Source organism: Kitasatospora sp. CB01950, assembly GCF_001905465.1.
Classification (GTDB): Bacteria; Actinomycetota; Actinomycetes; order Streptomycetales; family Streptomycetaceae; genus Kitasatospora.
Window position 1 is genome coordinate 450,786 of record NZ_LISX01000003.1, and the last position, 26,459, is coordinate 477,244.

General features: G+C 74.3%; 20 protein-coding genes and 1 pseudogene. 14 read left to right on the forward strand and 7 right to left on the reverse strand.

All coding sequences use genetic code 11. The annotated features are described in order from the left end of the window. The first annotated feature begins 39 nt into the window (after nucleotides 1–39). The 6 genes from AMK19_RS38030 (at nucleotide 40) to AMK19_RS38035 (ending at nucleotide 3,902) form a co-directional block, all read left to right on the forward strand. Nucleotides 40–165 (forward strand): hypothetical protein, encoded by a 126-nt coding sequence (locus AMK19_RS38030; RefSeq protein ID WP_274536964.1) that lies wholly within the window; start codon nucleotides 40–42, stop codon nucleotides 163–165. Beyond that, entirely contained in the window at nucleotides 162–638 is a 477-nt protein-coding gene (locus tag AMK19_RS10455) for an ATP-binding protein (RefSeq protein WP_198953288.1), read from the forward strand. Before AMK19_RS38030 ends, AMK19_RS10455 begins: the two co-directional genes overlap by 4 nt. A gap of 82 nt (nucleotides 639–720) precedes the next feature. After that, nucleotides 721–1,584, forward strand: a complete 864-nt coding sequence (locus tag AMK19_RS10460) for a Rieske 2Fe-2S domain-containing protein (protein ID WP_073810316.1) — start codon at nucleotides 721–723, stop codon at nucleotides 1,582–1,584. Nucleotides 1,585–1,769: 185 nt separating this feature from the next. After that, nucleotides 1,770–3,236 (forward strand): MFS transporter, encoded by a 1,467-nt coding sequence (locus AMK19_RS10465; RefSeq protein ID WP_073810318.1) that lies wholly within the window; start codon nucleotides 1,770–1,772, stop codon nucleotides 3,234–3,236. Nucleotides 3,237–3,310: 74 nt separating this feature from the next. Further along, a complete protein-coding gene (locus tag AMK19_RS10470) occupies nucleotides 3,311–3,742 on the forward strand; it encodes a hypothetical protein (RefSeq protein ID WP_073810854.1) in 432 nt (143 codons plus the stop codon). 25 nt (nucleotides 3,743–3,767) lie between these two features. Beyond that, nucleotides 3,768–3,902 (forward strand): hypothetical protein, encoded by a 135-nt coding sequence (locus AMK19_RS38035; RefSeq protein WP_274536965.1) that lies wholly within the window; start codon nucleotides 3,768–3,770, stop codon nucleotides 3,900–3,902. A 7-nt stretch (nucleotides 3,903–3,909) separates the two neighbouring features. Here the strand turns inward: AMK19_RS38035 and AMK19_RS10475 are convergent, their stop codons facing one another. Then, nucleotides 3,910–5,181: a glycoside hydrolase family 16 protein gene (locus tag AMK19_RS10475; protein ID WP_073810320.1), complete on the reverse strand. Its 1,272-nt coding sequence runs from the start codon at nucleotides 5,179–5,181 to the stop codon at nucleotides 3,910–3,912. Nucleotides 5,182–5,419: 238 nt separating this feature from the next. On the opposite strand from AMK19_RS10475, the gene AMK19_RS10480 reads away from it, so the two are divergent. Beyond that, nucleotides 5,420–6,802: an NAD(P)/FAD-dependent oxidoreductase gene (locus AMK19_RS10480; protein WP_073810322.1), complete on the forward strand. Its 1,383-nt coding sequence runs from the start codon at nucleotides 5,420–5,422 to the stop codon at nucleotides 6,800–6,802. Between the two features lie 34 nt (nucleotides 6,803–6,836). Here AMK19_RS10480 and AMK19_RS10485 read toward each other — a convergent pair whose 3' ends face one another. Continuing rightward, nucleotides 6,837–7,406 carry a histidine phosphatase family protein gene (locus tag AMK19_RS10485; RefSeq protein ID WP_073810324.1) on the reverse strand — a complete coding sequence of 190 codons (570 nt, stop codon included), beginning with the start codon at nucleotides 7,404–7,406 and terminating at the stop codon, nucleotides 6,837–6,839. A gap of 84 nt (nucleotides 7,407–7,490) precedes the next feature. On the opposite strand from AMK19_RS10485, the gene AMK19_RS34270 reads away from it, so the two are divergent. The 4 genes from AMK19_RS34270 (at nucleotide 7,491) to AMK19_RS10505 (ending at nucleotide 9,724) form a co-directional block, all read left to right on the forward strand. Beyond that, nucleotides 7,491–8,354 carry a hypothetical protein gene (locus AMK19_RS34270; RefSeq protein WP_083646638.1) on the forward strand — a complete coding sequence of 288 codons (864 nt, stop codon included), beginning with the start codon at nucleotides 7,491–7,493 and terminating at the stop codon, nucleotides 8,352–8,354. Nucleotides 8,355–8,405: 51 nt separating this feature from the next. After that, complete coding sequence (locus tag AMK19_RS10495) at nucleotides 8,406–8,789, forward strand: Imm32 family immunity protein (protein WP_073810326.1); 384 nt, start codon at nucleotides 8,406–8,408, stop codon at nucleotides 8,787–8,789. Between the two features lie 64 nt (nucleotides 8,790–8,853). Beyond that, nucleotides 8,854–9,543, forward strand: coding sequence for a DUF6338 family protein (locus AMK19_RS10500; RefSeq protein WP_073810328.1), 690 nt, complete (start codon nucleotides 8,854–8,856; stop codon nucleotides 9,541–9,543). Beyond that, nucleotides 9,506–9,724 carry a hypothetical protein gene (locus AMK19_RS10505; RefSeq protein ID WP_073810330.1) on the forward strand — a complete coding sequence of 73 codons (219 nt, stop codon included), beginning with the start codon at nucleotides 9,506–9,508 and terminating at the stop codon, nucleotides 9,722–9,724. Before AMK19_RS10500 ends, AMK19_RS10505 begins: the two co-directional genes overlap by 38 nt. An 11-nt stretch (nucleotides 9,725–9,735) precedes the next feature. Here AMK19_RS10505 and AMK19_RS10510 read toward each other — a convergent pair whose 3' ends face one another. Further along, on the reverse strand, nucleotides 9,736–14,613 hold the full coding sequence (locus tag AMK19_RS10510) for a CHAT domain-containing protein (protein WP_083646639.1): 4,878 nt from the start codon (nucleotides 14,611–14,613) through the stop codon (nucleotides 9,736–9,738). Then, nucleotides 14,610–18,107 (reverse strand): right-handed parallel beta-helix repeat-containing protein, encoded by a 3,498-nt coding sequence (locus AMK19_RS10515; RefSeq protein ID WP_143200142.1) that lies wholly within the window; start codon nucleotides 18,105–18,107, stop codon nucleotides 14,610–14,612. Before AMK19_RS10515 ends, AMK19_RS10510 begins: the two co-directional genes overlap by 4 nt. Nucleotides 18,108–18,307: 200 nt before the next feature. Between AMK19_RS10515 and AMK19_RS10520 the strand changes: the two genes are divergently transcribed. After that, nucleotides 18,308–20,008, forward strand: coding sequence for an AMP-binding protein (locus AMK19_RS10520; RefSeq protein WP_073810334.1), 1,701 nt, complete (start codon nucleotides 18,308–18,310; stop codon nucleotides 20,006–20,008). Nucleotides 20,009–20,048: 40 nt separating this feature from the next. Then, complete coding sequence (locus tag AMK19_RS10525) at nucleotides 20,049–20,915, forward strand: DMT family transporter (protein WP_073810336.1); 867 nt, start codon at nucleotides 20,049–20,051, stop codon at nucleotides 20,913–20,915. 145 nt (nucleotides 20,916–21,060) lie between these two features. Here AMK19_RS10525 and AMK19_RS10530 read toward each other — a convergent pair whose 3' ends face one another. From AMK19_RS10530 to AMK19_RS10540, 3 genes are all read right to left on the reverse strand, one after another. Beyond that, complete coding sequence (locus AMK19_RS10530; protein ID WP_198953297.1) at nucleotides 21,061–23,262, reverse strand: M4 family metallopeptidase; 2,202 nt, start codon at nucleotides 23,260–23,262, stop codon at nucleotides 21,061–21,063. Between the two features lie 456 nt (nucleotides 23,263–23,718). Further along, nucleotides 23,719–24,489 carry a sigma 54 modulation/S30EA ribosomal C-terminal domain-containing protein gene (locus AMK19_RS10535; protein WP_073810340.1) on the reverse strand — a complete coding sequence of 257 codons (771 nt, stop codon included), beginning with the start codon at nucleotides 24,487–24,489 and terminating at the stop codon, nucleotides 23,719–23,721. A gap of 214 nt (nucleotides 24,490–24,703) precedes the next feature. Next, the gene (locus tag AMK19_RS10540; RefSeq protein WP_073810859.1) at nucleotides 24,704–25,354 is read right to left on the reverse strand and encodes a DedA family protein; all 651 of its coding nucleotides are present in this window, start codon (nucleotides 25,352–25,354) and stop codon (nucleotides 24,704–24,706) included. A gap of 106 nt (nucleotides 25,355–25,460) precedes the next feature. On the opposite strand from AMK19_RS10540, the pseudogene AMK19_RS37100 reads away from it, so the two are divergent. Continuing rightward, a pseudogene (locus AMK19_RS37100) lies at nucleotides 25,461–25,991 on the forward strand (TerD family protein); the annotation flags it as partial. Nucleotides 25,992–26,459: the final 468 nt, after the last annotated feature.

A 26,459-nucleotide genomic window follows, 5' to 3' on the forward strand; every position in this document is an offset into this window, starting at 1 on the left:
GGCGGAGAGTCACAGCGTCCGGCAGGAGGTGTTCGCACCGTGGACCCGCGACCTGTCGTCGAAGCCGCCCTCGCCGTCACCCTGCGCCGTCCCCCGGGCGCCCCGGTGGTGCGGATGCCGGAGCTCACCGGCGCGGATGTGCAGGGGCCCGGCGAGCATCGATGAACGGTCTGCCGGTCCAGGGCCGCACCGAGCGCCGCACCCTGCCGCTGGACGTCGCGCCCGGGGCCGTCGCACGCTGCCGCGAGTTCACCCGCCGCGCCCTGCACGCCTGGGGCTGGCTGCCCGCACACGACGCCGACGGCCGCGCCGCCGCCGAGGACGTCCTGCTGATGACCGGCGAACTCGTCGCCAACGCCTGCCAGCACGCGGCCGGCCCCTACGCGCTCGAACTGACCAGGTGCGGACCGCTGTTGCGGGTCGCGGTGTGCGACAGCGACGACCGGATGCCGGTGCTGCGCGCCCCGCACGCCCTCGTCCGGCCGGGCGGCCACGGGCTGCGGGTGGTCGACCGGCTCGCCGCCGTCTGGGGCAGCGAACCGGTGCCCGGCGGCGGCAAACGCGTCTGGCTGGAGACGCTCCGCCCTCCGGCGGAACCCCGCACGGGACAGTGCCGCAGCGAAGAGGTGCCGCGCTGAACGGCTGCGGCCCGCCCTGTCTGCTGAGCCGGCCGCCCCCGGCCGGTGTTTGGGGTCCGGGGGAGTGGACAGCCGCCCCGGCATGGAACAACTGCACGCAGGCCCCGCCGACTGGCTGGACGTCCCCGGGCACTGGACGTTCCTCGACCCCGTGGCGGAGCGCCTCGCCTCCTTCGTCCAGGCCCTGCCGCTCGGCCGCGCCCGCGACCTGCTGCACGGCGTCCCGCTCGGCCACCCCCTGCACCCGGTGCTGGTGGAGACCCCGATCGGCTGCTGGCTGGCCGCCGGACTGCTCGACCTCACCCGCACGGACGATCTCGCCGCCCGCCGGTTGACCGCCGCCGGGCTGATCAGCCTGCCGCCGGTGTTCTGGTCCGGCTGGGTCGACTGGTCCCGGCTGCCGCCCGTCCAGCGCCGCACCGGGCTGGTGCACGCCGCGAGCGCCGCCACCGGCGCCGCGTTCCACCTGTGCTCGCTGCGGGCCCGCCGCCACGGCCACGGCCTGCGCGGCCGCCTGCTCGGGCTGAGCGGCACCACCGTCGTCGGCCTGGCCGCCGCGCTCGGCGGACACCTCGCCTACCGGTACGCCGCCGGCGCCGCCCACGCCGAAGCCGAGTTCCGGCTCGCCCCGCCCGACTGGCACCCGCTCGGTACGACCGGCGACTTCCCCGCCGACGTCCCCGTGCGCCGCCGCCTCGGCGAGGTCGCCGTCCTCGTCGTGCACCGCTCCGACGACAGCTGGACCGTCCTCGCCGACCGCTGCACCCACATGGCCGGCTCGCTCGCCGAGGGCGAACTCGTCGACGGCTGCGTGCAGTGCCCGGTGCACCAGTCCCGCTTCCGGCTCAGCGACGGCCACCCCGTGCAGGGCCCCGCCACCGCCCCGCAGCCCCGCTTCGAGACCCGCATCCACGCCGACCGCCTGGAAGCCCGCCCGCCCCGATGACCGCCCTCGCCGACCTGCTCGAACGCCACCGCACCAGGTGCGCCGCGCCGGTCCGCGCCGTGCTGCACGGTTGAGCCGATCGGCGGGCGGCCAGGTGTGTGCCGGGGGGAGCGGTGGGCAGACGCGCTGACGGTGCGTCCGGAAAACGCCGGGTGCGCGAGAGACCGCAGCGAGGGAGGGTCGAGATGTCCGCACCGCAGCGCGCGGGGGACCAGGCCGTGGAGACCGACGTCCCCGGCAGGCTGGACCGGTTGCCGTGGTCGCCCTGGCACTGGCAGATCCTGATCGGCCTCGGCACCGTGTGGATCCTGGACGGCCTGGAAGTCACCATCGTCGGCAACCTGGCCGGCCGGCTCGCCGAACCCGGCAGCGGCATCGCCATCAGCACCGCCCAGGTCACCACCGTCGCCGCCGCGCTGTACGTGGCCGGTGCGTGCTGCGGCGCGCTGTTCTTCGGCTGGCTCACCGACCGGCTCGGCCGGAAGAGACTGTTCATGATCACCCTCGCGGTGTACCTCGCCGCGACCGCCGTCACCGCGCTGTCCTGGACCGCCTGGTTCTTCTTCCTGTGCCGGTTCTTCACCGGCTTCGGCATCGGCGGCGAGTACGCGGCGATCAACTCCGCGATCGACGAACTGATCCCCGCCCGGGTGCGCGGCCGGATCGACCTGATCGTCAACGGCAGCTTCTGGATCGGCGCGGCGATCGGCGCGTTCGCGTCGATCGCGCTGCTCGACACCTCGCTGTTCGCCACCGACGTCGGCTGGCGGCTCGCCTTCGGCATCGGCCTGGTGCTCGGCCTGGTCATCCTGCTGGTGCGCCGGCACGTCCCCGAGAGCCCGCGCTGGCTGTTCACCCACGGCCGCCGCCGGGAGGCCGAGGAGATCGTCGCCGAGGCCGAACGGATCGTCGAACGCGAGACCGGCAAGCCCCTCCCGCCGGTGGACGAACCGCCGATCCGGATCCGCGCACGCGGCCCGGTCGGCTTCGTCACCATCGCCCGCACCCTCGTCTCGCACTACCCGCGCCGCACGGTCCTCGGGCTGGCGCTCTTCATCGGCCAGGCCTTCCTGTACAACTCCGTCACCTTCGGCTACGCCGCGATCCTCACCACGTTCTTCGACGTCCCCACCGGCCACACCGGCTACTACTTCGCGGTGATCGCCGTCGGCAACTTCCTCGGCCCGCTGCTGCTCGGCCACCTCTTCGACTCCGTCGGCCGCAAGCCGATGATCGCCGGCACCTACATCGGCTCCGGCGTCCTGCTGTTCGGCACCGCCTGGCTGTTCCACCGCGGCTCGCTCGACGCCACCACCATGACCGCCTGCTGGACGGCCGTGCTGTTCCTCGCCTCCGCCGGGGCCAGTGCCGCCTACCTCACCGTCAGCGAGATCTTCCCGCTGGAGACCCGCGCGCTGTGCATCGCGTTCTTCTACGCCGTCGGCACCGCTGCCGGCGGCATCTCCGGCCCGCTGCTCTTCAACGGCCTGGTCTCCAGCGGCGAAGTCGCCGACGCCACACTGGCGTTCTGCATCGGGGCGACGCTGATGGTGCTGGCGGGCCTGGTCGAGGCGGTGATCGGCGTCAAGGCCGAACGCCGCAGCCTGGAGTCGCTGGCCGCCCCGCTCAGCCAGGTGCCGTCCGAGCCGTGACGACACGTCAACCACCGTGAGGGACACGGGAGATCGCGGCAATCATGAGCACGTCGACGAACGGGGGAGTGCAGATGGAACCGGACCAGGTCACCACGGCCGTGCTCGCCGGGCAGGCGGCCACCACCGTGGTCACCCTGCTGGCCACCGACGCCTGGGAAGGCGCCAAGACCGCCGTCGCCGGGGCATGGCGACGGCTGCGCCCCGAACGCGCGGAGTCCATCGAGCAGGAACTCGACGACACCCGCGAGGACGTGCTGCGCGCCCGCGCCGACGGCACCGAGGACGAGACGCTGACCGCCCTCGCGGGCGACTGGGAGCGGCGCTTCCGCCGGCTGATCGGCGACAACCCGGCGCTCGCCGCCGAGATCCGCCGCGTCCTGGACGAGGAACTGACGCCCGCCCTCCCGCCGGAGCAGCGCGCCGCCGGGGGCACGGTCTTCCACGCCACCGTCACCAACGGCAACGTGTACCAGGCCGGGCGCGACCAGAACTTCCACGGCTGACCGACCGTCCGGCCGGTCGCGGCGGGTGACCGAGGACGAGTGGCGGCAGCGCGACGACGCGGACCGGGCGCACGTCGACCGGGCCTTCGACAACGCGAGCATCGGCACCGTCGGCCGGCCGACCGTCACGGTCACCCCGCTCGGGCCCGTGACCGACTGACCTGGCGTCAGCCCAGGGTCCACTGCTGGGCCGGGGTGCTGTTGCAGGTCCAGAGTTGGAGGCGGGTGCCGTCGGCGGAGGAGCCGTTCGGGGAGTCGAGGCACTTGGCGGAGCCGGTGTTGACGAGGGCGCGGGCGCTGTACGACCACTGCTGGGCGGGGGTGCCGTTGCAGGTGTAGAGCTGGATGGTCGCGCCGTCGTTGTGGGAGGCGGCGTCCACGTCCAGGCACTTGCCGAGGGCGCGGACGGTGCCGTCGGTGCCGACCGTCCACTGCTGGGCGGCGTTGCCGGTGCAGTTGTGCAGCTGGATCGGGGTGCGGTCGGCGCCGGAGGCGCCCGCCACGTCCACGCACATGCCGCCCGGGCCGGTGATCCGGCCGGTGTACGGCAGCGGGCCGGAGCCCGAGGTGGTGACGTGGACGTAGTCGACGACCATGGTCTGCGGGTACGTCGAGGAACCGTCCGGGCTGCCGGGCCAGTCGCCGCCGACGGCCAGGTTGAGGATCACGAAGAACGGGTGGTCGAACACCCAGCGGTTGCCGCCGAGGTCGGCCGGGGTGCGGGTCTGGTAGGCGTGGCCGTCCACGGACCAGGTGAGGGCGGACGGGCTCCAGTCCACGGCGAAGGTGTGGAAGTCGTCCGCGAAGGACTGCCCGGCCGGCAGCGAGTACGGCGCGCCGATGCCGCCCGCGCCCGAGTAGCCCGGGCCGTGGATGGTGCCGTGCACGGTGCCCGGCTCGCGGCCGATGTTCTCCATCACGTCGATCTCGCCGCTGGTCGGCCAGCCCGCCGTGCCGATGTCGTTGCCGAGCATCCAGAAGGCGGGCCAGATCCCCTGCCCGCGCGGGATCTTGATGCGGGACTCGAAGTGGCCGTACGCCTGGGTGAAGGTGCGGGAGGTGTTCAGCCGAGCCGAGGTGTACTGGCACGTCCCGTACCAGCAGGAGAGGTTGGGGTCGGTGCTGCGCTTCGCCGTGATCACCAGGTGGCCCTGGCCGTCCAGCGCGGCGTTGGCCGCACCGGCCGTGTAGTACTGGAGTTCGTGGTTCCCGTTGCCCGAACCTCCGGTCTCCACCGTCCACTTGGCGGGATCGGCGGCCGCGCCGGCCGGACCGTCGAAGTCGTCGCCCCAGCTCTGCGCGACGAGCGACCGGGCGCTGAGTGGGGTGGGGGCGGCCGGGGCGGTGCCCAGCAGGGCGGCGGCCAGCAGACCGCCGGACAGGAGGAGGCCGAGGGCGCCGAAAGGGCGGCGACGACGGGTGGACGGTGCAGCAGCCATGGAAGACCCGCTTCCCGAGAGCGCTCTGCGCGACGGTGTGCCGCCGCCGGTAGGCCTGAATGGTACGGATGCGAAATCGTCATGGCAACGTCAAAACCCGCCGTGCGGTGGTGGACGCCGCGCCTCGCGCCCCCGACGGCCAACTGCGCGCCGCCGCCTGCCGGGTGTGGACGGCGCGGGGCGGGGAACGGGCAGTGGGCAGTGGGCGGCAGTGGTGGTTCCTCGCAGATCGGATCGCATGGTGAAGACGGCACGTGGCGGCGGGACGGGCACCGGTCACGCGCTGGTGCTGGGCGCGGGCATCGGCGGGCTCTGCGCCGCGCGGGTGCTGTCCGAGGTGTTCGACCGGGTGACGATCCTCGAGCGGGACGCGTTCGCGGGCGGCGGCGGCGGCGGCGGCGGCGGTGCTGCGCGGCGGGGCGTGCCGCAAGGGGCGCACGTGCACTCGCTGACGGTGCGCGGGGCGAACGTCCTGGAGGAGTTCTTCCCGGGATTCGTCGACGAACTCGCCGCCGAGGGAGCCACGTTGGTCACCGCGCTCAGCGAGGTCAGCATCGTGTTCTTCGGCTCCCTGCTGCACAGAGTACCGCTCGGAACGGTCCTCCAGGCCGGACGGCCGTTCCTGGAGGACCGGCTGCGGGCCAAGGTCTGCGCCGCGCCCAACGTCCGCGTACTCGACGGGCGGGAGGCGATCGCACCCCTCGCGACCCCGGACCGCACCAGGGTCACCGGGGCCAGAGTGGCCCGGCCCGGCGCGCCCGACACCGCCGAAGACATCGGGGCCGACCTCGTCGTCGACGCCATGGGGCGGGCCGGACGAGGTGCCATCTGGCTGCGAACTCTCGGCTACGACAAGCCCGTTGAGCAGCGGATGCGCGTCGACGTGGCCTACGCGAGCCGCCGCTACCGGCTCCCACCGGACGCACTCGGCCCGGACCGGGCGCTGCTCGTCGGCGCGACGCCCGCCCGCCCACGCGGCCTGGTCCTCACCCAGCAGGAGCACGACCTCTGGGTGCTCTCCCTGTACGGCTTCGGCAGCGCCGACCACCCTCCCACCACGCCGGACGAATTCCTGTCCTTCGCACGGGAGTTGGCCCCCTTCGAGGTGGGGGAGACGCTCCGGCGGGCCGAACCGGTCACCGACGTCGCCGCGTTCGCCTACCCGCACGCGCTGCGCCGGCACTTCCAGCGGCTCCGCCGCCTCCCCGACGGCCTGATCTCCACCGGCGACGCGATCTGCAGCCTCAACCCAATCTACGGCGCCGGCATGACCGTCGCCGCCCTGGAGGCCGCCGCCCTGCGCGACTGCCTCGCCGCCGGCACCCGGGACCTGCCCCGGCGCTTCTACCGGTCCGCCGCGAAAGCCCTGCACCTGTCCTGGCTGTTCGCCACCCTCGCCGACCGCTCCATGCCCCAAGTCCCGGGCACCCACCCGGCGTTGGCCGCCCTGCTGGCGAAGTCCTTCCGCGCCACCATGGCCGCCGCCGCCACCGACGCCAAGGTCGCCACCGCCGTCTGGAACGCCGTCAGCCTCACCGGCTCCCCGGCCGGACTGGCCCACCCCCGCATCGTCGCCGCGACCCTGCGCCACTGGCCCCGCACGGCGGCCGACGACAACTGACGCCGCCCGGACGGAGGTTCGGGCCTGTCCGCTGCTACGGGACGTTCCAGGCGGCGAGGATCGGGCGGCCGTCCTCGGTGGAGAGGGCGGCGAGGGTGCCGGGGTGGGGGTGGCCGAGGAGGCCCGCGGCGGACGGGGGGAGGCCGAGCCAGCGGACGGTGAGGATACGGGCGAGATGGCCGTGGGCGACGACGGCGACGTTGCCCACGGCGAGGAGGGGGCGGATGCGGTCCAGGGCGGCGTCGGTGCGGGCGGCGACCTGGTGGAGCTGCTCACCGCCGACGACGCCGTCGCGCCACAAGTCCCATTCGGGGCAGGACTGTTGGATCTGCTCGGCGGTCAGCCCCTCGTAGGTCCCGTAGTTCCACTCCAGCAGGTCGGGATCGGGCGTGACGCCGGTCAGGCCGGCCAGTTCGGCGGTACGCATGGCCCGGCTCAGCGGGCTGCTGAAGACGGCGACCGGCCGACGTTCGGCGAGGCGCGGGGCGAGCGCCCTGGCCGAGGCCTCGCCGGCGGCGGTCAGCGGAACGTCGGTGCGACCGGCGTGACGGCCCGACAGGCTCCACTCGGTCTGGCCGTGCCTGATCACGATCAACTCACCCATGGGCGTGCAGAGTAGCCGATGGCAGGTCGGACGCCGGGCGTGGGGCAGGACCGGCGGGCCAGGGGGACGGGGAATGATCGGGGGGTGAGTGAAGAACGTGTGGAGCTGGGGTTCGTGACGGTGCCGTCCGGGGTGCTGGTGCTCGGGATGGTGTCGTGGGCCGACCGCCGGCCGGAGTCGGGGCTGTCGTCGGAGCGGGCCCGGGTGGCGGCGGCGGCCGGTGGCGGGCATCTGTCGGACGGGGAGTACGAGGCGGTGGCCGTTCCGGCGGCGGGGGGCCGGGCGTTGCGGGTGACAGCGCGGACCGGGCTCTCCTGGTACACCGAGGAGCCGGCGATCGCGGTGCTGGAGGTCGAACTCGGCCTGCCCTGGGCGGGGGAGAGCGACGAGCCGGTCCAGCTCGGGGATCTTCCGGTGGACCGGTGCGGCATGGTGGTCGGGGACGGCGTGGCGCTCGACGCCTGGATCGGGCTGAACGGCGAACCGGCCGACGGCCTCGCCGACGTCACCTACTGGGGGCTCCACGCGGACGACGCCCACCCGCCCTTCGGCGGCGAGCAGGTCGGGACGCACGGCCAGAGCGTCTGGGGCCGGCTCGACCTGCCGGTGCCGGAGGCGGAGGCGCTCGCCGCCGAGATCGGGAAGTGGCGCGGCGGCCTGCGCGGGAAGGGCGTCGCCGTCACGGTCGAGAAGCACACCGACGAGCAGCGCTTCCGCAAGGCGGGCGCGGACCACCCGCTGCTGGCCGGCACGATCGAGGTCGCCGGCTGCCAGGTCCTCGGCATCGACTGGGAGGCCGCCGACCATGCGATGAGCCACCACGGCGGACGGGACTGCGGCCTGGTCCACCCGGTGACGCTGGAACCCGACGGCTCCGGCGGGACGGTGCTGCGCTGGACGATCCCGCAGGCGGAATCCGAGGACGAGGACGAGGACGAGGACGAGTAGGGTCGGGCGGGTTCGGGCGGGTTCGGGCGGGTTCGGGCGGGGAGACACGGAATGGAACTGAGCGGCGACCCGAAGTTCGGGGAGGTCGAGGTCGAGGCGACGGCGGAGGAACTCGCCGCGCTCGCGGACGCGGTGGTGGCCGGGGAAGGACATCTCACCTTCTCCGCAGGGGTGTTGGCGGCGATCGAGGTGGCCGCGACGGACGGCCCCGGGGTGCTGGTGAGCGTCGACGGCGAGCGGCGGGTACTGGTGATCGGCGGGGACGCGGCCGGGCGGCAGGTGCTGGCGGAGGTGCTGCGGGACATCGCGTCCACGACGGACGGCGGGCACACCCACGTCGACCACTGCCCGGGGCACCCGTGGCTGGCCGAGGGATCGCTGCCGCTGATCGTCGACAACCCGCTCGGGGGCATGCCGCGTCGTCAACTCCGTTGAAGCGCGCCCGAGGTGGCGGACCGCTCGGCTAGGGTGGGGGGACGCGGGGTGGGGAGGGGCGACGGTGGTTCCGAGTACGGTGCAGCAGTTGGCCGTCCTGGTGGCGCTGGTGCTGCCGGGGATCTTCTACCAGGCCGTCTCCGACCGGCTGCGCGGGCCGCAGGCCGCCGAGCAGGAGCCGCAGAACCGGGCGCTGCGGGCGATCGCGATCAGCGGGCTGCTGGACGCCGTGTACGCGGTGGCCGCGGGGCCGTGGCTGGCGCGGCTGCTGGACGGCGGCGAGGGCGGACCGCTCGCCGGGGTGCTGCGGCACCCGCGGCAGGCGGGGCTGGCGGTGCTGCTGCTGGTCGTCGTGGTCCCGTCCTGGGCGGCGTGGGCGGCGGCGGTGGTGCGCCGTCGCCGGGAGCGGGCGCACTACGAGCCGACGCCGACGGCGTGGGACTTCCTGTTCGCCGACCGCGAGCCGTGCTTCGTCCGGATCAGGCTCAAGGGCGGCCTGTGGGTGGGCGGTTGGCTGGGATCGCGGTCGGCGGTGTCGGCGTTCCCGCAGCCGCAGGACATCTATCTGGAATCGCAGTGGCGCCTCGGCAGCGACGGGGCGTTCCTCGGCCGGATGCCGGGCACCTCCGGCGTGTACGTCAAGGGCAGCGAGATCGAGGTGCTGGAACTGCTGGCGGCGCCGGCGCCGGTGCCGGTGGCACGGAGGGAGCGGGACGATGACAGCACGGAGCGGTCGGAACGAGAAGGACGGTAGGGACAGCGATGACGGGCTGTCGCTGGAGAGCCTGATCGAGGAGCACCGCCCCCGGCGGATCTTCCGGATCGGCGGCGGAGCGTCCGAGCCCGAACAGGGCCCCGAGGGCGGATCCGGCACCGCGCAGAGCGAACCCGACACCTCGGCGGCCCCCGAGAACGGCGGCCCGGAAGGCCGTTAGGGCTGTCCGGATCAGGGCCCGATGTGGACGTGCGCCGCCCACAAGTGCGGTGCGGGCAGCAGGCGTTCGCGCAGTGGGCGGACGGCGTGGTGCAGGGCCAGTGCCGGGTCGAACGGTAGGCCCCGGGCGGCGTCCTCGCTCAGCGCGGTGTAGAACTCGCCGGTGACGTGGCGGGCGATCCGGTCGGAGACGCTCCACAGCGTGCCGATGACGTGGCGGAACCCGGCGAGCTGGAACGACGGCGCGAGGTGCACCGCCTCGTCCGGCAGGTCGAGGCCGCCCTGCGAGGTCGAACAGGCCGACAGGTAGGCGAGTTCGGCGTCGACCGGGCGGCGCGCCGACAGGTCGAGGGCGCTGAGCCGGCCGTCGTGGAGGATCAGCCCGCTGTTCGACGGACTGTCCGGGTCGGTGACGCCGTGGCAGCTGAAGTGCACCCACGCGTGGCCGTACAGCGCCCGGCGCACGCGTTCGACGGTGGCCTGTTCCCCGTCCAGCCGCAGCCCGTCCGGGAACAGCCCGGCCACCAGGTCGGCCTCCGGGCCCGCGCCGGGCAGCGGCGGGCCGCCCGGCGTGTGCGCGAGCGCCACCACCAGCGGCGCGGGCCGCCGGCGCGGCGTGTCGGGCGCGGCCGTGCGGCGGCGGGAGCGCAGCAGCGAACGCACGGTCGGCGTGTACGAGGAGACCACCCGGTCCATCACCCACGTGCCGGGAAGGGCCTGGCCCTTGCCCGCGGCGTGCAGCGGCAGGAACGCCAGCCGGCCGGTCGGGCACCACCACAGCCGCGGCCACTCCTCGCCGTCCAGCGGGGTGTGGCGCAGGCCCAGCCGGTCCAGCACGGGCGCGGCCACGACCTCCCACAGCCACGCCAGGAAGCCCTTGTGCGCGTCCATGACCTGCCTGGCCCGCGCCAGGCCCTCGTCCCCGTAGGCGAGATCGACCCATTTCTCGGTGAACGCCTGCGCGGCCACCGCCACCTCGGACGGCGTGAGGTCCGGCAGCGGCAGCACCTCGATGCGCGGCCCGCGGCCGGTCCGGTCGGCCAGCAGCAGCGCGTGCGAACCGAATTCGCTGACGTTGACCACCACCACCGGCCCGCGCTCCGCCACCGACAGCAGCTGCTCCGTGGTCGGCGGCCGCAGGAAGTCGTCCAGCTCCGGCAACGTGCGGATCTCGTCCAGGAGTTCGTCCCAGCGGCGGGACAGCGCATGGCGCTCCTCGGCGTCCCGCAGCGCACCCGCGGTCGCGCCCGCCGCGCCCTGCGCGAAGAACGCGTCGGACGCCGCCGACGACGCGAGCGGATGTTCCCGGCTCAGCCGGTCCCGGATCCGCTCGAACTCCGCCGCCCGCGCCGGGTCCAGCTCCCGCAGCCGCGACAGGTCGCCCCGGTTGTCCAGGCCCTGCGCCAGCAGCACGCCCCGGCCCTGCTCCAGCAGGGCCAGCGCCCGCGCCGGATCGCCCGCCCGGAGCGCCAGCGCCGCCGCCGCACTCGCCAACCCCTGGCCGAAACTCAGCCGGTCCTCCTGGTCCAGCCGCGCCAGGTGACGCGGCGCCACCACCGGCAGCAGACCCACCGCGTGCGAGAAACCCTCCAGCGCCTCCGCGTACCGGCCGGTGCGCGCCGCGATGGCGCCCCACAACCGGGCCGCCTCCAGCCGGTTGTGCGGCGGGAAGGCCGGATCCTCGGCGGTGCGCCGGATCAGCCGGACCGCCTCCGCCAGATCGACCTGCTCGCCGTCCGCGGCCCGCCGAAGCTGCACCGTCGCGAGCGTCCGCCGGGCCAGCGCATGCACCGGGTCCGAGCTGAGCGCCTCGACGGCCAGCGCCTCCCGGGCGGCCGCGGCGGCCTGCCGCAACGCCCACTGCGCCGACCGCGCGGACCGCACCGCCCGCACCGGACGCCCGGTCGGCAGCTCGGCCAGCCGCAGCGCCGCGTTGGCCAGCCGCGCCAGTGCGAGGGCGCGCAGCGGGTGCGGCGCGCGGAACTCGTCGGCCAGGTCCTCGAACCGGCGGAACGCCTCGGTCAGCGCGGCCGGGTCGCCGCTCTCGCGGGCCTGCCCGAACCGCAGCACCGCCAGGTTCAACGCGGCCCGCTCCCGCGCCAGCGACATCCCCGGGCCCGGGGCGGACGCCGTTTCGAGCAGGTCGAGCGCCTGCGCGCGCAGCGCGGGCTCGTTCGTGGTCGCGGCCAGGTCGATCAGGGCCGTCGCGAGGTTGTTCAGCACCACCGGGCGCTGTGCCGAGGACGGCCCGGTGTGGTCGAGGGCCGTGCGGAACACCGAGGTCGCCTGGATCTCCCAGCTGCGGTCGCCGGTCCGGCCCGCCCGGTCGAGCAGGGCGACGCCCAGGTTGGTCAGCGCCAGGCCCCGGTTGTCGTGGCCCTCCGGCGCGGCGTCCACGGCCGCCCACAACGTGCCCAGTGCGGCGTCCAGTTGCTCGGCCGAACCGGACTCGCCGGCCGCCGACCACTCCAGGTAGCCCAGGTCGGCCTGGAGCGAGGCGCGCTCGGGATGGTGCTTCGGCAGGCGGTCCAGCGCGGTGCGGCAGCACCGCATCGCCTCCTCGCGCAGCTGCCGGTCCGGCCGGAGGCCGTACAGGTTGGACAGGCAGGTGGCGAGGCCGCCGAGGGTCGCCGGGTCGGGCGTCGGTCCGGTCAGGTCGAGGGCCTCCTGGTGCCGGACGACGGCCTGCTCCAGGTGCGCCGGATCCCCGGTGAGGTGGTAGCGCAGCCGGAGGTTGCGGCCGAGGGACGCCAGGCACTCGGCCCGGTACGCGTCGTCCCCGCCGGGCACGGCCAGCGCCTCGGTGAGCAGGGCGGAGGCGCGGTCGAGGGCGGCGGTGTCGGAGCGCGCCCAGGCCGTCGAGTTGAGTGCACCGGCCAGCAGGCCGGCCGGGCCGAGCCGTCGCGGGTCGCCCGGCGGCAGCATGGCGAGGGCCTGTTCGAGGGGTGCGACCGCGTCGTCCACCAGGTCCTGCTCGCCGCTGTGATCGGACAGGCGCAGCACGGCGTCGCCCAGCAGCAGACGGTGGTCCACCCGGTCCGCGGACGCGCACCCCTGGTCCGCCGCGACGACCGCTGCCAGCAGCGCGACGCCCCTGCGGCAGGCCGCGGGATCGCCGGTCTCCTCGCCGCGCCGCACCCAGAGCGCGCCGATCCGGCACTCGACCTCCAACCGCCGCGGGTCGCCCGGCGGCAGCAGGTCGGCGGACCGGCCCAGCGAGGCGAGGGCCTGCTGCCAGCTGTCCCCGCCGGTCCGGCGGGCCAGCGCCGTTCCCAGGAGGGCGCGCACCTCGGCCTCGAACTCCGCTCCGGGGGACGGGAGTTCGAGGCACTCGCGGTAGCGCTCCAGGGCCTCGTCCGGCGCGGACCCGTGCAGGGCCTCGGCCAAGTGGCGCAGCGCCAGCGCGCGGTCGGGGGTGGGGTCCGGCAGCTCGTCGACCAGGCTCCGCAGCAGGGCGAGCGGCTCCGCCGACGGGTCGTCGCCGCCGGCGGCGCGCAGGCCCAGCAGGTTCGCCAGCGTGGCCCCCCGCTGGAGGCGGCGCGTCGGGAGGCCGGGCGGGGTCGCCTCGAAGCTCTCGGTGGCGCGGGCGATCGCCTCCGCGAGGTCCTCCGGGCGGCCGTCCGCGAGATAACGCCTGTTCAGCGCGAGGGCCAGCAGAATCCGGGCGTCGGCGAACAGCGCGCTGCCGGGCGGGGCGCCGTCGGCGGCCTCGCGGGCGGCGGCGAGCACGAGGGCCGTGGCCGCGGTGTCGTCGTCCGGCGAGTCGAGGAGGGCGACGCTCAGGTTGCAGAGGTACTGGAGCCGGGCCGCGGGGGTGGGTGCGGCCGCGACGGCCTGCCGGCACAGTGCGACGCCCTCGCCGTGCAGCGCGGGCCGGTCCTCCGCCCGGGCCTGGGCGATCAGCACCAGGCCCAGGTGGCAGAGCCGCTCGGCGTACCCGTCGGGGTCTGCGGGGTCGGCGGTGCGAACCGCCTCGCGGAGCAGCCCGGCGGCCTCGGGCGCCGCACGGAGATCGCCGAACAGGACGGCGGCCTGGGCCAGGTACATCCCCAACTCGACCGAGTACAACGCGTGTTGAGGGTCGCCCGGCGGGCCGATCCGCAACGCGGCGCGGGCCTCGGCGACGGCCTCCCGGTTCGCCTCGACGGACGCCGTCGTCTCCGCCCAGAACCGCAGCGCCTTCCCCAGGTTCGCGTGCCTGCGGGCCTGCTCGCCGTCCACGTCCGGCACGGCGGCGACGGCCTCCCGGCCGGCCCGCACGGACTCGGCGAGCGGGACCAGGTCGGTGCGGTCGAGATGGTCGGACAGCAACGCCACCCCGAGCGAGGACAACACCCTGCCCCGCAACGGCGATTCGGCCGGGCAGTCGGCCGCCGCCCGCCGCAGCAGCCGCACCGCGACGGCGGGCGCCCCGGTGTGCTCCCACCGCTGGAACGCCACCACCATCGCCTCCCCGGCCTGACACGCGTCCTGGACGGACAGGCCGTCGGGGGCCGGGCCTTGCGCCCTGGGTGGCCCGGTGGGGCCCTCGTCGGCCGGGGCCCGCTCGCCACGCGGGGCGTCCTCGCCCGCGGCCACCGCCAGCGCCGGGAGGAACCCCGGAGGGACCCGTTCCGGGAGGTCGCGGCGGACGACGAGCATGCAGAGCAGGGATTCGCCGAGGAGGGCCCGGTCCTGCCCGGCGCCGACGATGTAGGCGAACAGGTCGCTGTAGCCGAGGACGACGGCGTGGTCGACGGGGAGGTCGGTGGCGGGCGGGACGCCGCCGGCGCGGAGGACGGTGGCGGCGGCGGTGGCCTCGGGGGTGATGTACCAGGCCATCAGGGACGGGTCCTCGACCGCCGGGTCGAGGTGGGCGAGGAGCAGGTCGAGGGCCTCGTCGGGGGTCACAGGCGAGCGGTTTCGTCAGGGATGTCGTCGGCCAGCAGCAGGATCAGCTCCTCGCGGCTGGGCGTGCCGGAGCCGGCCAGCCGGGTGGCCTGGTGTTCGACCATCTCCTCCAGCAGCGTGCGGGCGTCGCGCGCGTTCGCCGGGTCGCCGCGCAGCTCGCGGCGGGTGAACCGTTCGAGGAGCCGGTCGGTGACGTCGGGCGCGAGTCGGTAGGTGTGGCGTTCGGCCTCGCGGGCGACGATCTCGGTGAGCTCGGCGGGCTCGTACGGGTCGAATTCGAGGATGCGGGAGAACCGGGAGCGCAGGCCGGGGTTGGAGTCGAGGAAGGCGCGCATCTCCTCGGTGTAGCCGGCCGCGATGACCACGATGTCGTCCCGGTGGTCCTCCATCAGCTTGGTGAGGACGTCGATGGCCTCCTGGCCGAAGTCGCTGTTCGCGCCGAAGCGCCGCGCCAGGCTGTACGCCTCGTCGATGAACAGCACGCCGCCGGAGGCGCGTTCGAAGGCCTGGCGGGTCTTCTGCGCGGTGTGGCCGAGGTACTCGCCGACCAGGTCGCCGCGCGCGACCTCCACCAGGTGGCCCTTCTTCAGCGCGCCGAGCGCCGCCAGGATCTGGCCGTACAACCGGGCGACGGTGGTCTTGCCGGTGCCGGGCGGGCCGGAGAAGACCAGGTGGTGGGCGCGCGGCGGCGGCGGGAGGCCGGTGTCGGAGCGCCAGCGGGCGAGCCGCAGCAGGTCGACCTGGACGTCGACCTGGCGCTTGGCCTCGGCGAGGCCGATCATGCGCTGGAGTTCGGTGATCGGGCCGGCCTCGGGCTGCAGGATGTCCTCGACGGTGGCGCCGGTGCGGACGTCCTCCAGCTGCACCCGGTCGTTGGAGACCACCGGCTCGCCCTCGCAGCCGGTGACCTCGCAGTCCGTCAGGCTGCCGTACACGTTGTCCTCGAAGCGGACGCCGTCGCTGCCCGCGCCGTGCACGCGGACCGCGGTGAGGACCACCTGGCTGTTGTTGCGCACCCACAGGGCCTTGTCGCGGCTGGCGGTGACCTCCAGCCGGTCGATCTCCACGCTGGTGCTGCCGATGGCCAGCAGCCCGGCCTCGCCGGCCTTCGTCACCGTGCAGTCGCGGGCCGTCAGCCGGCTGTCGTCGCGGCAGTTCAGGCCGAACAGGCCGGCCCGTTCGACGGTGACGTGCTCGACGGTGGCGCGCGCGGTGTTCTGCAGCAGCAGCCCGGACGCGACCATGTCGGCCATCACCGCGCCGACCAGCCGGATCGTCACCCCGGTGCCGCGGCCGCTCACCCCGTACTGGCAGCGTTCCAGGCGCAGTTCGGCGAGTTCCACCACCGAGCCCTCCTGCACCTCGACGGCGCTCTCGGCCTGGTCGTGGACCCGCAGCCGGGTGAAGTCGCCGCGCGCCTTGTGCACGGAGACGCCGGTGCCGCCGAACGCCACCGCGCAGTCCTCGACCACGGGGACGCCGCCGGAGGCGACGCCGATGCCGTGCCGGCCGGCGTTCTCGATCCGGCACTTCTCCAGCCGCCCGCGCCCCTGGTCCTCGACCAGCACGCCGGTGTCCCGGCAGTGCGCGAACAGGCAGTCCCGGACCTTGGGTTCGGCGCCGCGCGCCACGTACAGGCCGGTGGTGGCGCCGGAGACGGTGGTGTCCTGGACGGTGCCGTGCGCCTGCCGGTCGAAGGCCAGGCCGGTGGCGTGCACCTCGTCGATCCGGCAGCCCAGCACCTGCACCTCGGCGTGGTCGCCGGCCGCGACGGCGGCGTCGCCGGTGCCCCGGAACTCGCAGCCGCGGATCTCCGCCGTCGACGCGGTCACGTCGATGCCGCGCCCCCGGCTGTCCGTCACCGTGCAGTCGGTGACGACGACCTTCGCCCGTTCCCGCAGCACCAGCGCGTGCCCGCTCGCCCCGCGGAACGCGGTGCGCTCCAACGTGCCGGTCGCGCCGACGAGTTCGGTCCGGCCCGCGGTGATCTCGCAGTCCCGCACGATCAGTTCGGCGCCCTGCCCGGCGAGCAGCGCGTGCTCCCCGGGCCCGTCGATCCGGCACCGGCGCAGCTCCAGGCGGCCGGTGGCGAGGACGGCGACCGCGCCGCGGCCCTGCACCGTCAGCGAGTCGAGCGTGACGTCGCCCTCGCACTCCAGCGGGGACTGCTCGGGCGTCTCGATCACCACCTGTCCCTCGCCGCCCGCCGCCGCCAGCTCGACGGTGCCGGACAGCACCAGCGGCCCCGGCTCCCGGTAGCGGCCCGGCTCGATCAGCAGGCGCAGCGGCCGGTCGGGCGGCGCGGCGCGCAGCGCGGACGCCAGGCTCCGGTGCGCGGACCCCCGGCCCGGCCCCACCCGCAGAGTGACGGCCTCGCCCGCGACGGACTCGGCGCGCCGGGTGTGCCCGGCGAGCAGATCCGCGCCGTACGGGGCCAGCGCGTCCGCCAACTGGGCGGGGAACACGGTCAGTCCGTGCAGCAGGCCGTGCGCCGGGGAGTGCACCGGCAGCAGCTCGACGGTCTCCCCGTCGGCGCGGAACGGCCAGTGCGGCAGCGGCGCCGGGCGGCTCGCGCCCGCGTTGAGCCGGGCCAGCACCGTCACCACGTGGAAACGCTGCGCGGCGGCCGACACGGTGCGCTGCTCGACCCCGAGCGAGGCGACGTCCGACCAGGGCACCGTCCGCTCCAGGCCGCCGACCGTCACCACCACGCCCCGGCCCTCCACCCGCAGCTCGCAGGCCCGCGACAGCCCGAGGAGCGCCCGGCGGAAGCCGACCGTGCCGGACACGACCAGCGCGAGGACCACCAGCACCGGTTGGCCCGCGAACTCGTTGAAGAGGTGGATGGCGAACAGCGCGGCGACGGTCGTCACCAGCAGCAGGAAGCCGTGGATCCGCAGCAGCACCCGGCCCGGCCAGGACAGCAGCGCGCCAGAGGCGAACACCGAGGCCCCGCCCGGGCCGTCCGGCAACCGGTCGACGCCGCGCCAGCGGTCCGCCGCCCACGGCGCGAACACCTGGTCCAGGCGCTCCACCGAAGCCGCCAGCGGGGCCAGGTCCAGCAGGATGCCCTGCCAGGACGGCGACCAGCGCGGCGAGCCGCGCCCCGTCAACCCGGCGGGGCTGCCCTGCGAGGTCCGCACCAGCAGCGTGCCCCGGAACTGCGGCGCCCGGTAGGACGGCGGGCCGCCGCGCACCGGAAGCACGCACATCGCCTCGACCGCCTCCCACGGCAGCCGGACCCTGCGCAGACCGCCGCGCAGCTCCAGGAAACCGGGGTCGACCAGCACCGTCACCGGCGCGAACGCCGCCAGCGCCTGCTGGACCAGCACCACCGCCCACACCACGGCCGCCAGGCCCTCGATCAGCACCGACGCCGGCCGCGTCACCGCCCCGCCGAGCACCGGCAGCCCGCAGCCGACGAACGCGCCCGCCGCGAACACCGCGACGGACGCCCGCCGCCGCCGGAACTGCGGCGACGGCCGCAAACGCACCTGCCCACCCGCCTGCACCATCGCGCCCCCAAGCGACCCACGGCCGATTCCCCCAAGCTCCCATCAAATCAGCGAACTCACCGACCGGGCAGTCGGTTTGACGATATTCACGCGGGAGCCGCCGGATCGCCCGAACCCACCGCCCGCACCCGGCACCACCCCCACTTGGAGACTGGTCAACCTCCGCCCGAGTGGCCAGCATGGGTACCGCCCCGCACCGCCGCGCCCAGGAGGCCCCCGTGCCGCACGCCCCGAGCCAGCCGAGCCACGCCACCGGCCCGACCGACACCCCGCTGCTCGGCGACACCGTCGGAGCCAATCTCGTCCGGACCGTCCGGGCGTTCCCGGAACGCGAGGCCATGGTCGAGTGCACCACCGGCCGGCGCTGGACGTACGCCCAACTCCTCGCCGACGTCGACGCGGTGGCGCTCGGCCTGCGCGCCCGCGGCGTCGGCCGGGGCGACCGGGTCGGCATCTGGGCCCCCAACCGCGCCGAATGGACGCTCACCCAGTACGCCACCGCCCGGCTCGGCGCGATCCTGGTCACCGTCAACCCCGCCTACCGCTCGCACGAACTCGAGTACGTCCTCAACCAGGCAGGCGTCCGACTGCTGGTCGCCGCCCGGCAGTTCAAGAGCTCCGACTACGCGGCCATGATCGAGGAGGTCCGGCCGCGCTGCGCCGCGCTCACCGACGTGGTGCTGCTCGACGGCCCGGACTGGGACGGGCTGCTGACGGACGGCCGGCCGGGCGACCCGGCGGTGCTGGACGACATCGAGAGCGAGCTGGCCGCCGACGACCCGATCAACATCCAGTACACCTCCGGCACCACCGGGTTCCCCAAGGGCGCCACCCTCTCGCACCGCAACATCCTCAACAACGGTTATTTCGTCGGGGAGTTGTGCGGCTACACCGAGCAGGACCGGATCTGTCTGCCGGTGCCGTTCTACCACTGCTTCGGCATGGTGATGGGCAATCTCGCCGCCACCTCGCACGGCGCGTGCACCGTCATCCCCGCCCCCGCGTTCGACGCCGCCGCCACCCTGGCCGCCGTCGCCGCCGAGTCCTGCACCTCGCTGTACGGGGTGCCCACCATGTTCATCGCCGAACTCGCCGACCCGCGCTTCGACCAGTACGACCTGAGCAGCCTGCGCACCGGCATCATGGCGGGCGCTCCCTGCCCGATCGAGGTGATGAAGGACGTCATCGGCCGGATGGGCATGACCGAGGTGTCCATCTGCTACGGCATGACGGAGACCTCCCCGGTCTCCACCCAGACCCGCGCCGACGACTCGATCGAACGCCGCACCTCCACCGTCGGCCGGGTCGGCCCGCACCTGGAGGTCAAGGTCGTCGACCCGGCCACCGGCGCCACCGTCCCGCGCGGCGGGACCGGCGAACTGTGCACCCGCGGCTACTCGGTGATGATCGGCTACTGGGGGCAGCCCGAGCACACCGCGGAGGCGATCGACGCCGACGGCTGGATGCACACCGGCGACCTCGCCGTGATGGACCGGGACGGCTACCTGAGCATCACCGGCCGCAGCAAGGACATGGTGATCCGGGGCGGCGAGAACGTGTACCCCCGGGAGATCGAGGAGTTCCTGTACACCCACCCCGACGTGCTCGACGTCCAGGTGATCGGCGTCCCCGACGAGAAGTACGGCGAGGAGCTGATGGCCTGGGTCCGGATGCGCGAGGGCGCCCGCCCGCTCACCGTCGAGGCGGTGCGCGAGTACTGCGCCGGCCGGCTCGCCCACTTCAAGATCCCGCGCTACGTGCACGTGGTCGACGAGTTCCCGATGACCGTCACCGGCAAGATCCGCAAGGTCGAGATGCGCGAACAGGCCGCCGAACTGCTGAACACCGCGGACCGACACGCCGACCGACACACCGGCTGACGCGCCGTCCGACGCACCGGCGGCGGGGCAGCATGGGGGAGTGCCCGCCCTCGCCGTCCTGCTCGCCGTGCTCGGCGCCGCCTCCAACGCCGCCGGAACCGCCTTCCAGCGCAAGGCCGCCTCCGCCGTCCGCAGCGGCGGCGGCCTGCGCTTCCTGCTCACCCTGGCGCACGACCCGGCCTGGCTGGCCGGCATCGCCGGGGTGACCGGGGCGGCGCTGTTCCAGGCGCTGGCGCTGACCTTCGGTCCGCTCGCCCTGGTGCAGCCGGTGTTCGTCCTGGAACTGCCGTTCGCGCTGCTGATCGCCGCGCCGCTGCTGCACCGCCGCCTGCCCGCGGCCGGCTGGGCGGGGGTGGCGGCCGTGGTCGGCGGGCTGGCGCTGTTCCTCGGCAGCGCCGCGCCCACCGGGGCCACCGACCATGCCCCGATGAGCCGTTGGCTGCCCGTGCTGGTCGGCTGCCTCGGCGCGATGGCGGCCTGCGTGCTGGTCGCCCGACGTCGGCGCTCGTCGCTGTTCCGGGCCGCCGCGCTGGGCAGCGCCGCCGCCGTCGGCAACGCGCTGACGGCCGCTCTGCTGAAGTCCGCCACCGGCACCTTCGCCGACCACGGCCCCGCCGCGTTCTTCTCCGCCTGGCAGACCTACGGCTTCGCGCTCACCGGCATCGCCGCCGTCCTGCTGCTGGAGAACGCCCTGCAGGCCGGTTCGCTGGCCGCCTCGCAGCCCGCCCTCACCATCGGCGACGCCGGGGTGAGCCTGCTGCTCGGCGTGGTGCTGTTCGACGAGAGCGTGCGCACCGGCTGGTGGCTGCTGCCCGAACTGCTCGCCGTCGCCGTGGTGGTGGGCGGCGTGCTCACCCTGGTGCGGGCCGTCCCGCACGTCCAGGAGGTGATCCGGCCGGCGAAGTGAGCGGCGGTGGGCCCGGCCGAAACGTCCCGCACCCGGAAAGAGGTGATCCGGCCGGCGGAGGGAGTTCCCTCGCCGACCGGATCACCTCAGCGGTCAGTGCTCAGCGCCCAGTGTTCAGCGTTCGGCGCCCAGCGTGCCGGCGCTGTCAGAAGACGATCTTCCAGTTGTCGATGTAGCCGGTGTCGCCCCGGTACATGTCCTGGGCCCGGAGCCGCCAGAGGCCGTTCGCGGGCTGGGCGGAGGCGTCCACCGTGTAGGTCTCGATGATGTTGTCGGCCGAGTCGCCGAGGTTGGCCTTCTTCAGCGAGTACACCGTGCCGTCGGGGCCGACCAGGTCGAGGACGACGTCGCCGCGCCAGGTGTGCTTGATGTCCACGCCGACCTTGAGGTCGCTCGGCGCCTGGCCGGCCAGGCCGGTGACCTGGATGTCCGAGAAGATCGCGTCGCCCTTGTCGGGGATCGGCGTCTTGGTGGTGTTCGTCAGGATCGCCCGGGCGACCTTCCAGGTGAAGGTCGTGGTGACGCTGCTGTGGTGCGAGGCCTTCGCGAGGACGCTCACCGTGTAGGTGCCCGGCGTGGTCGGGGTGCCGGTGATGCGGCCGGTGACCGGGTGCAGCTTCAGGCCGTCGGGCAGGCCGGTCGCGTGGAAGGTGAGCTGGCCGGGGTTGAAGTTGGCGGCCTCCAACTGGAGTTCGGCCGGCGCGTTCACCGCGGTGAGCTGGTTGGCGATCGGGGTCACCATGATGCCGTCGACGACGCGGGCGCCGACGTTGATCGCGGCCCAGGCGTTGGCGGTGTTCATGTACGTCGCGCTGGTCTTCCCGTACAGGTCGGCGGCGGCCTGCAGGGTGGCGACCCGGGCGGCCGCGTAGTTCGTCGAGGAGGTCATGTAGGTGGTGAGGGCGCGGTACCAGATCTTGGCGGCGGCCTCCCGGCCGATCCCGGTGACCGGCAGGCCGTCGGAGGTCGGGGAGTCGTAGTTCACGCCGTTGACGGTCTTGGCGCCGCTGCCCTCGGAGGCCAGGTAGAACCAGTGGTTGGCCGGGCCGGAGGAGTAGTGGACGTCGATGCTCCCCAGGTCGGGCGACCAACTGTCCCTGGAACGAGTGTCCTTGGAGGGCTTGTCCATGTAGCGCAGCGGGGTGCCGTTGCTGTTGATGTCGATCTTCTCGCCGACCAGGTAGTCGCCCTTGTCCTCGGGGTTGTTCGCCCAGAACTCGATGGCGGCGGCCATGATGTCGGAGGTGGCCTCGTTCAGACCGCCCGACTCGCCGCTGTAGATCAGGTCGGCGGTGGCGGAGGTGACGCCGTGGGTCATCTCGTGCGCGCCGACGTCGATCGAGGTCAGCGGCTTGACGTTGCCCGCGCCGTCGCCGTACGTCATGCAGAAGCAGCTGTCGTCCCAGAAGGCGTTGACGTAGTTCTTGCCGTAGTGGACGCGGGTGTAGGCGCCGACGCCGTCGTCCTTGATGCCGTTGCGGCCGTGGACGGTCTTGTAGTAGTCCCAGGTCAACTGGGCGCCGTAGGCGGCGTCCACGGCGGCGGTCTGCCGGTTGCCGACGGTGCTGTCGCCCCAGGTGTCGGTCGGGTTGGTGAACAGCGACTTGGTGGAGCTGGTGCCGTTCAGGTCGTACGTGCTGTGGCCGCCACGCGTGGTGTCGGTCATCGCGAAGCCGCCGCCGGCGGCCGGCGAGGTGCCGATGGTGACCTGGCCGGAGTACCGGCTGTTGCCGACACCGGTCTCGATGCCCTGGTACTCGAAGATCTTCTTGCCGGTGTTGGCGTCGGTGATGACGTGCAGCTCGGACGGCGTGCCGTCCTCCTGCGTGCCGGTGACGATGGTCTCCCAGGCGAGGCGCGGGGCGCCGGACGCCGCCCAGACCACCTTGCGGGTGTTGTCGGCCGCGGGCTCCGCGACCTTCGCCTCCCCGGCGCTGTCCAGCGCGAGGCCCTTCGCCGCGTCCGAGCTCTCCTTGGCGCTGGTGTCGACGGCGATGTCCGCGTCGGTGGCCTTGGTGACGCCCTTCGCGGTGCCGTCCGCGGCAGTGTGCACGACCAGGTCGCCGCCCAGCACGGGCAGCCCGTCGAAGGTGCGCTCGTAGCGGGTGTGCAGGCTGCCGTCCGCGTCCTTGGTGACGGCCTTGACGACCAACTCCTCCTGCGAGCCCAGGTTCAGCGCCCTGGCGGTCTCCGCCTTGGTCGCGTCCGCGGCGGACAGCAGCTCGCCGCGCTGCGTCGCCGACAGCTCGACCGGCAGCGCGCCGGCGATGGCCCGGATCTCGGCGGGGGAGCCGGTGGGAGTGTCCTCGGCGGTGGCGACGCCGGACGTCAGAGCAGCCACGATCATTGCGGCGCTGGCGATCAACGCGCCTGCGGCGGTGGACTTTCGGGGGGATCGAGTCACACTGAACTCCTTCTGCGGCGGCCGCGTGGGTACGGCCGGAGTCAGCCGGGAGGGCAGGGATGGTGCCGCCCGGTAGAGCTGGTGGTTCGAGGGGTGGAACGGACTTCACGTGCACGCCGAAGCGGGTGGTGCGTGTGCGTCTGCAAGGACCTCTGCGGCGATGGGACGGTACAGTGCCAGCTTTGATAGGGACGCGTCACCTAGGCTGCGTCAACTTGGCCGAAATGATTCGTCGTCGATGAATAAACCGACCCATTACCAAAAAAAGGCGGGAGCCGGGGACGGCCCCACGCCGTCCCCGGCTCCTCTTCCGGCGCTCCCGGACGGACCCCCACGCCCGCCGAGAGCTCTTCCCGCCTCCGGCCAGACCCCCACGCCTGTTCCGGAGGCTCGCAACCGCTACGCGGCGGGCGTGATCAGCCCGTAGTGCCCGTCGTAGCGGTGGTACAGGACGTTGCCGCGGCCGGTCGCGGCATCGGTGTAGAACACGAACGGCAACCCGGTCAGATCCAGCCGCGCCCGGGCCTGAGCGGCCGTCAGGCACGGCACCGTCAGCCGGCTGGCCACCAGACCCGGCACCGGCGACGGGACCGGTCCGGTCGAGGCCAGGCGGTAGCCGCCCGCCGCGCCCCGGTACACCAGGCTGTCGCAGCCGGTCCCGGCGTCCGTGAACAACTGGAAGTCGTAGTCCATCGCCTCCAGTTCGAACACCGCGTCCAGCGCGCCCAGCCGCGCCCCGCTGTAGCTGCGGTGCCGCACCAGCCGACGGTCCTCCGGCGCGCGGTGGCGGCGCTGCGGTCGGTGCTCCGGGTCCAGGCCGTCCGCCCAGCCCAGCGGCGTCCGCGCCGGACGGCGGTGGTGGCGCAGCCGGGCGATGCGCGACACCAGTCGGTCCTGGAGCAGGTCGATCGCCTCGCGCATGGTCGCCGCGGCGACGTGCGCCCGCACCGGACGTCCGTTGACGTCCACGGTGACCTGGGCCATCGAGGGCCGCGCCACCGCGTGGTTGGGCTCCTGCACCAGCCGCACCCGGACCGCCAGCACCGGCTCCTCGAGCCGGTCCAGCACGGCCGCGATCTTCACCCGCGCATAGTCGGGGGCACCGGCCGAAACCTCGCCGCGGGTCTCGACCAGCACCTCGGCGTCCCTACGGGTCTGCAGACGATTCATCAGAAGCTCCTTTCCCGATGACTCCAGCCTGCTCCGGCAGCCCCGCCGAACCGAGGGCCGAACGGTCCACGTCCGAGGCCCGACGGGCCCTGCCGCGGTCGGGACGGTCGGCTCAGCCTGTGGTCGGGGCGGTCGGTTCAGCGCTCGGTCGGGGCGGTCGGCTCAGCCCGTGGCCGGGGCGGTCGGTTCAGCGCGCGCGGTCGGGGCGGTCGGCTCAGGCTGCGGACGGAGGCCCGCCGTTGTCGTCGTGCCGTTCACGGCGGCCGTCCCGGCGGCGGCTGCGGAAGTGCCACACCAGCAGGCCCACGACCACCAGCGCCGCCACCGCGATCGCCAGCGAACGCCCCACCGCCCCCTCCACCCGGGAGTACGCGGAGCCCGCGAAATACCCGAGCAGGGTGAACCCCACGCCCCACAGCACCCCGCCGACCGCGTTGAACAGCAGGAACCGCGGATACGGCATCCGCGACACCCCCGCCAGCGCCGGCATCAACGCCCGGAAGAACGCCACGAAACGCCCCAGCAGCACCGCCACCGGACCCCGACGGCGGATCAGATCCTGCGCCCCCTCGATCCGGTCCGCGTGCCGGCGCAACGCCTTCGTCCGCAGCACCGAAGGACCGAACCGCCGCCCCACCTCGTACCCCGTCGAGTCGCCGAGGATCGCCGCGGCCACCACCACCAGCACCATCAGGCCCAGCGACACCTTGCCCTGATGGGCCAGCAGCCCGCCCAACACCGCCGCCGTCTCGCCCGGCAGCACGAACCCGAAGAACAGCGCGTCCTCGGCGAACACCAAGGCCCCCACCACCGCGTACACCACCGGGCCGGACAGCCCGCGCAGCCAGTCGGTGACCGCGTGCACCCGGACCACCTCGCTCCCGGCTCGCCCGCGTCCGGCCCCCACCGTAGCGCCGGGCCCGCCGCCGCCCGCAGAACCCGCCCACAGGGGGGCGCGTCGCACGCCCCCGATGGGCCAGACTGTGGCAGTGACCGCGAGATCCCTGGCCAAAGGCAGCAACCTCCCGATCGACGTGCCCGCCGTGCACGCCGACCTCAGCTGGACACCCGCACCCGGCGTCCCCGACCTCACCGCGGCCGCACTGCTGCTGACCGCCGACGGACAGGCCCGCGACGCGCACGACCTGATCCGGGGTCACCGGCCGCCGCACCGCAGTGGCGCCGTCCTGCACCGCGGCCGCACCGGCGGGCCCGAGACGCCCGTCGAACGGGTCGAGGCCGACCTCGCGGCGCTCGACGTCCGCGACGACGCCGTGCACCGCATCCTGCTGCTCGCCCTCATCGACGGCGACGGCCTCTTCGCCCAGGTCCCCGACCTGACGCTGGTGATCTCCGACGCCCGCACCGGACTGCCGCTCGCCCGCTTCCCCGTCGAGGCCGGCCGCGAGACCGCGCTGATCGGCGGCGAGCTCTACCGCCGCAACGGCCAGTGGAAGTTCCGCGCCGTCGCCCAGGGCTGGGCCAATGGCCTCGCGGGACTGGCTGAGGCGTACGGGTTCGAGCCGCCGGCCGGGCCCGAGGCGGACGCCGCCGAGGAGCAGGGTGCGGCGGAGGCGGAGGCGGTGGCGGAGGTCGCGAGCGAGCCGGCCGCCGGGTTCCTGCCGGAGCCGAGGCGCGCCCAGGAGCCGGCGCCCGAGCCCGAGCTTGAGTCGGAGCCCGAGCCGGAGTCGCCGGCGGAGGCCGTGCTGCCGGACCTGCTGCAAGAGCCGCTGCCCGCAGGGGAGTTCCAGCCCGCGCAGGAAGCGCCTTTGCCTGCGCAGGAGTTGACGCCCGAGCCGGAACGTCCGGTGTCCGCAGCCGACTTCGCTCCTGCGCCGGAACAGCCGGTGTCCGCAGCCGACTTCGCTCCTGCGCCGGAACGTCCGGTGTCCGCAGCCGACTTCGCTCCTGCGCCGGAACAGCCGGTGTCCGCAGCCGACTTCGCGCCCGCGCCGCCGGAGCCGGTGTCC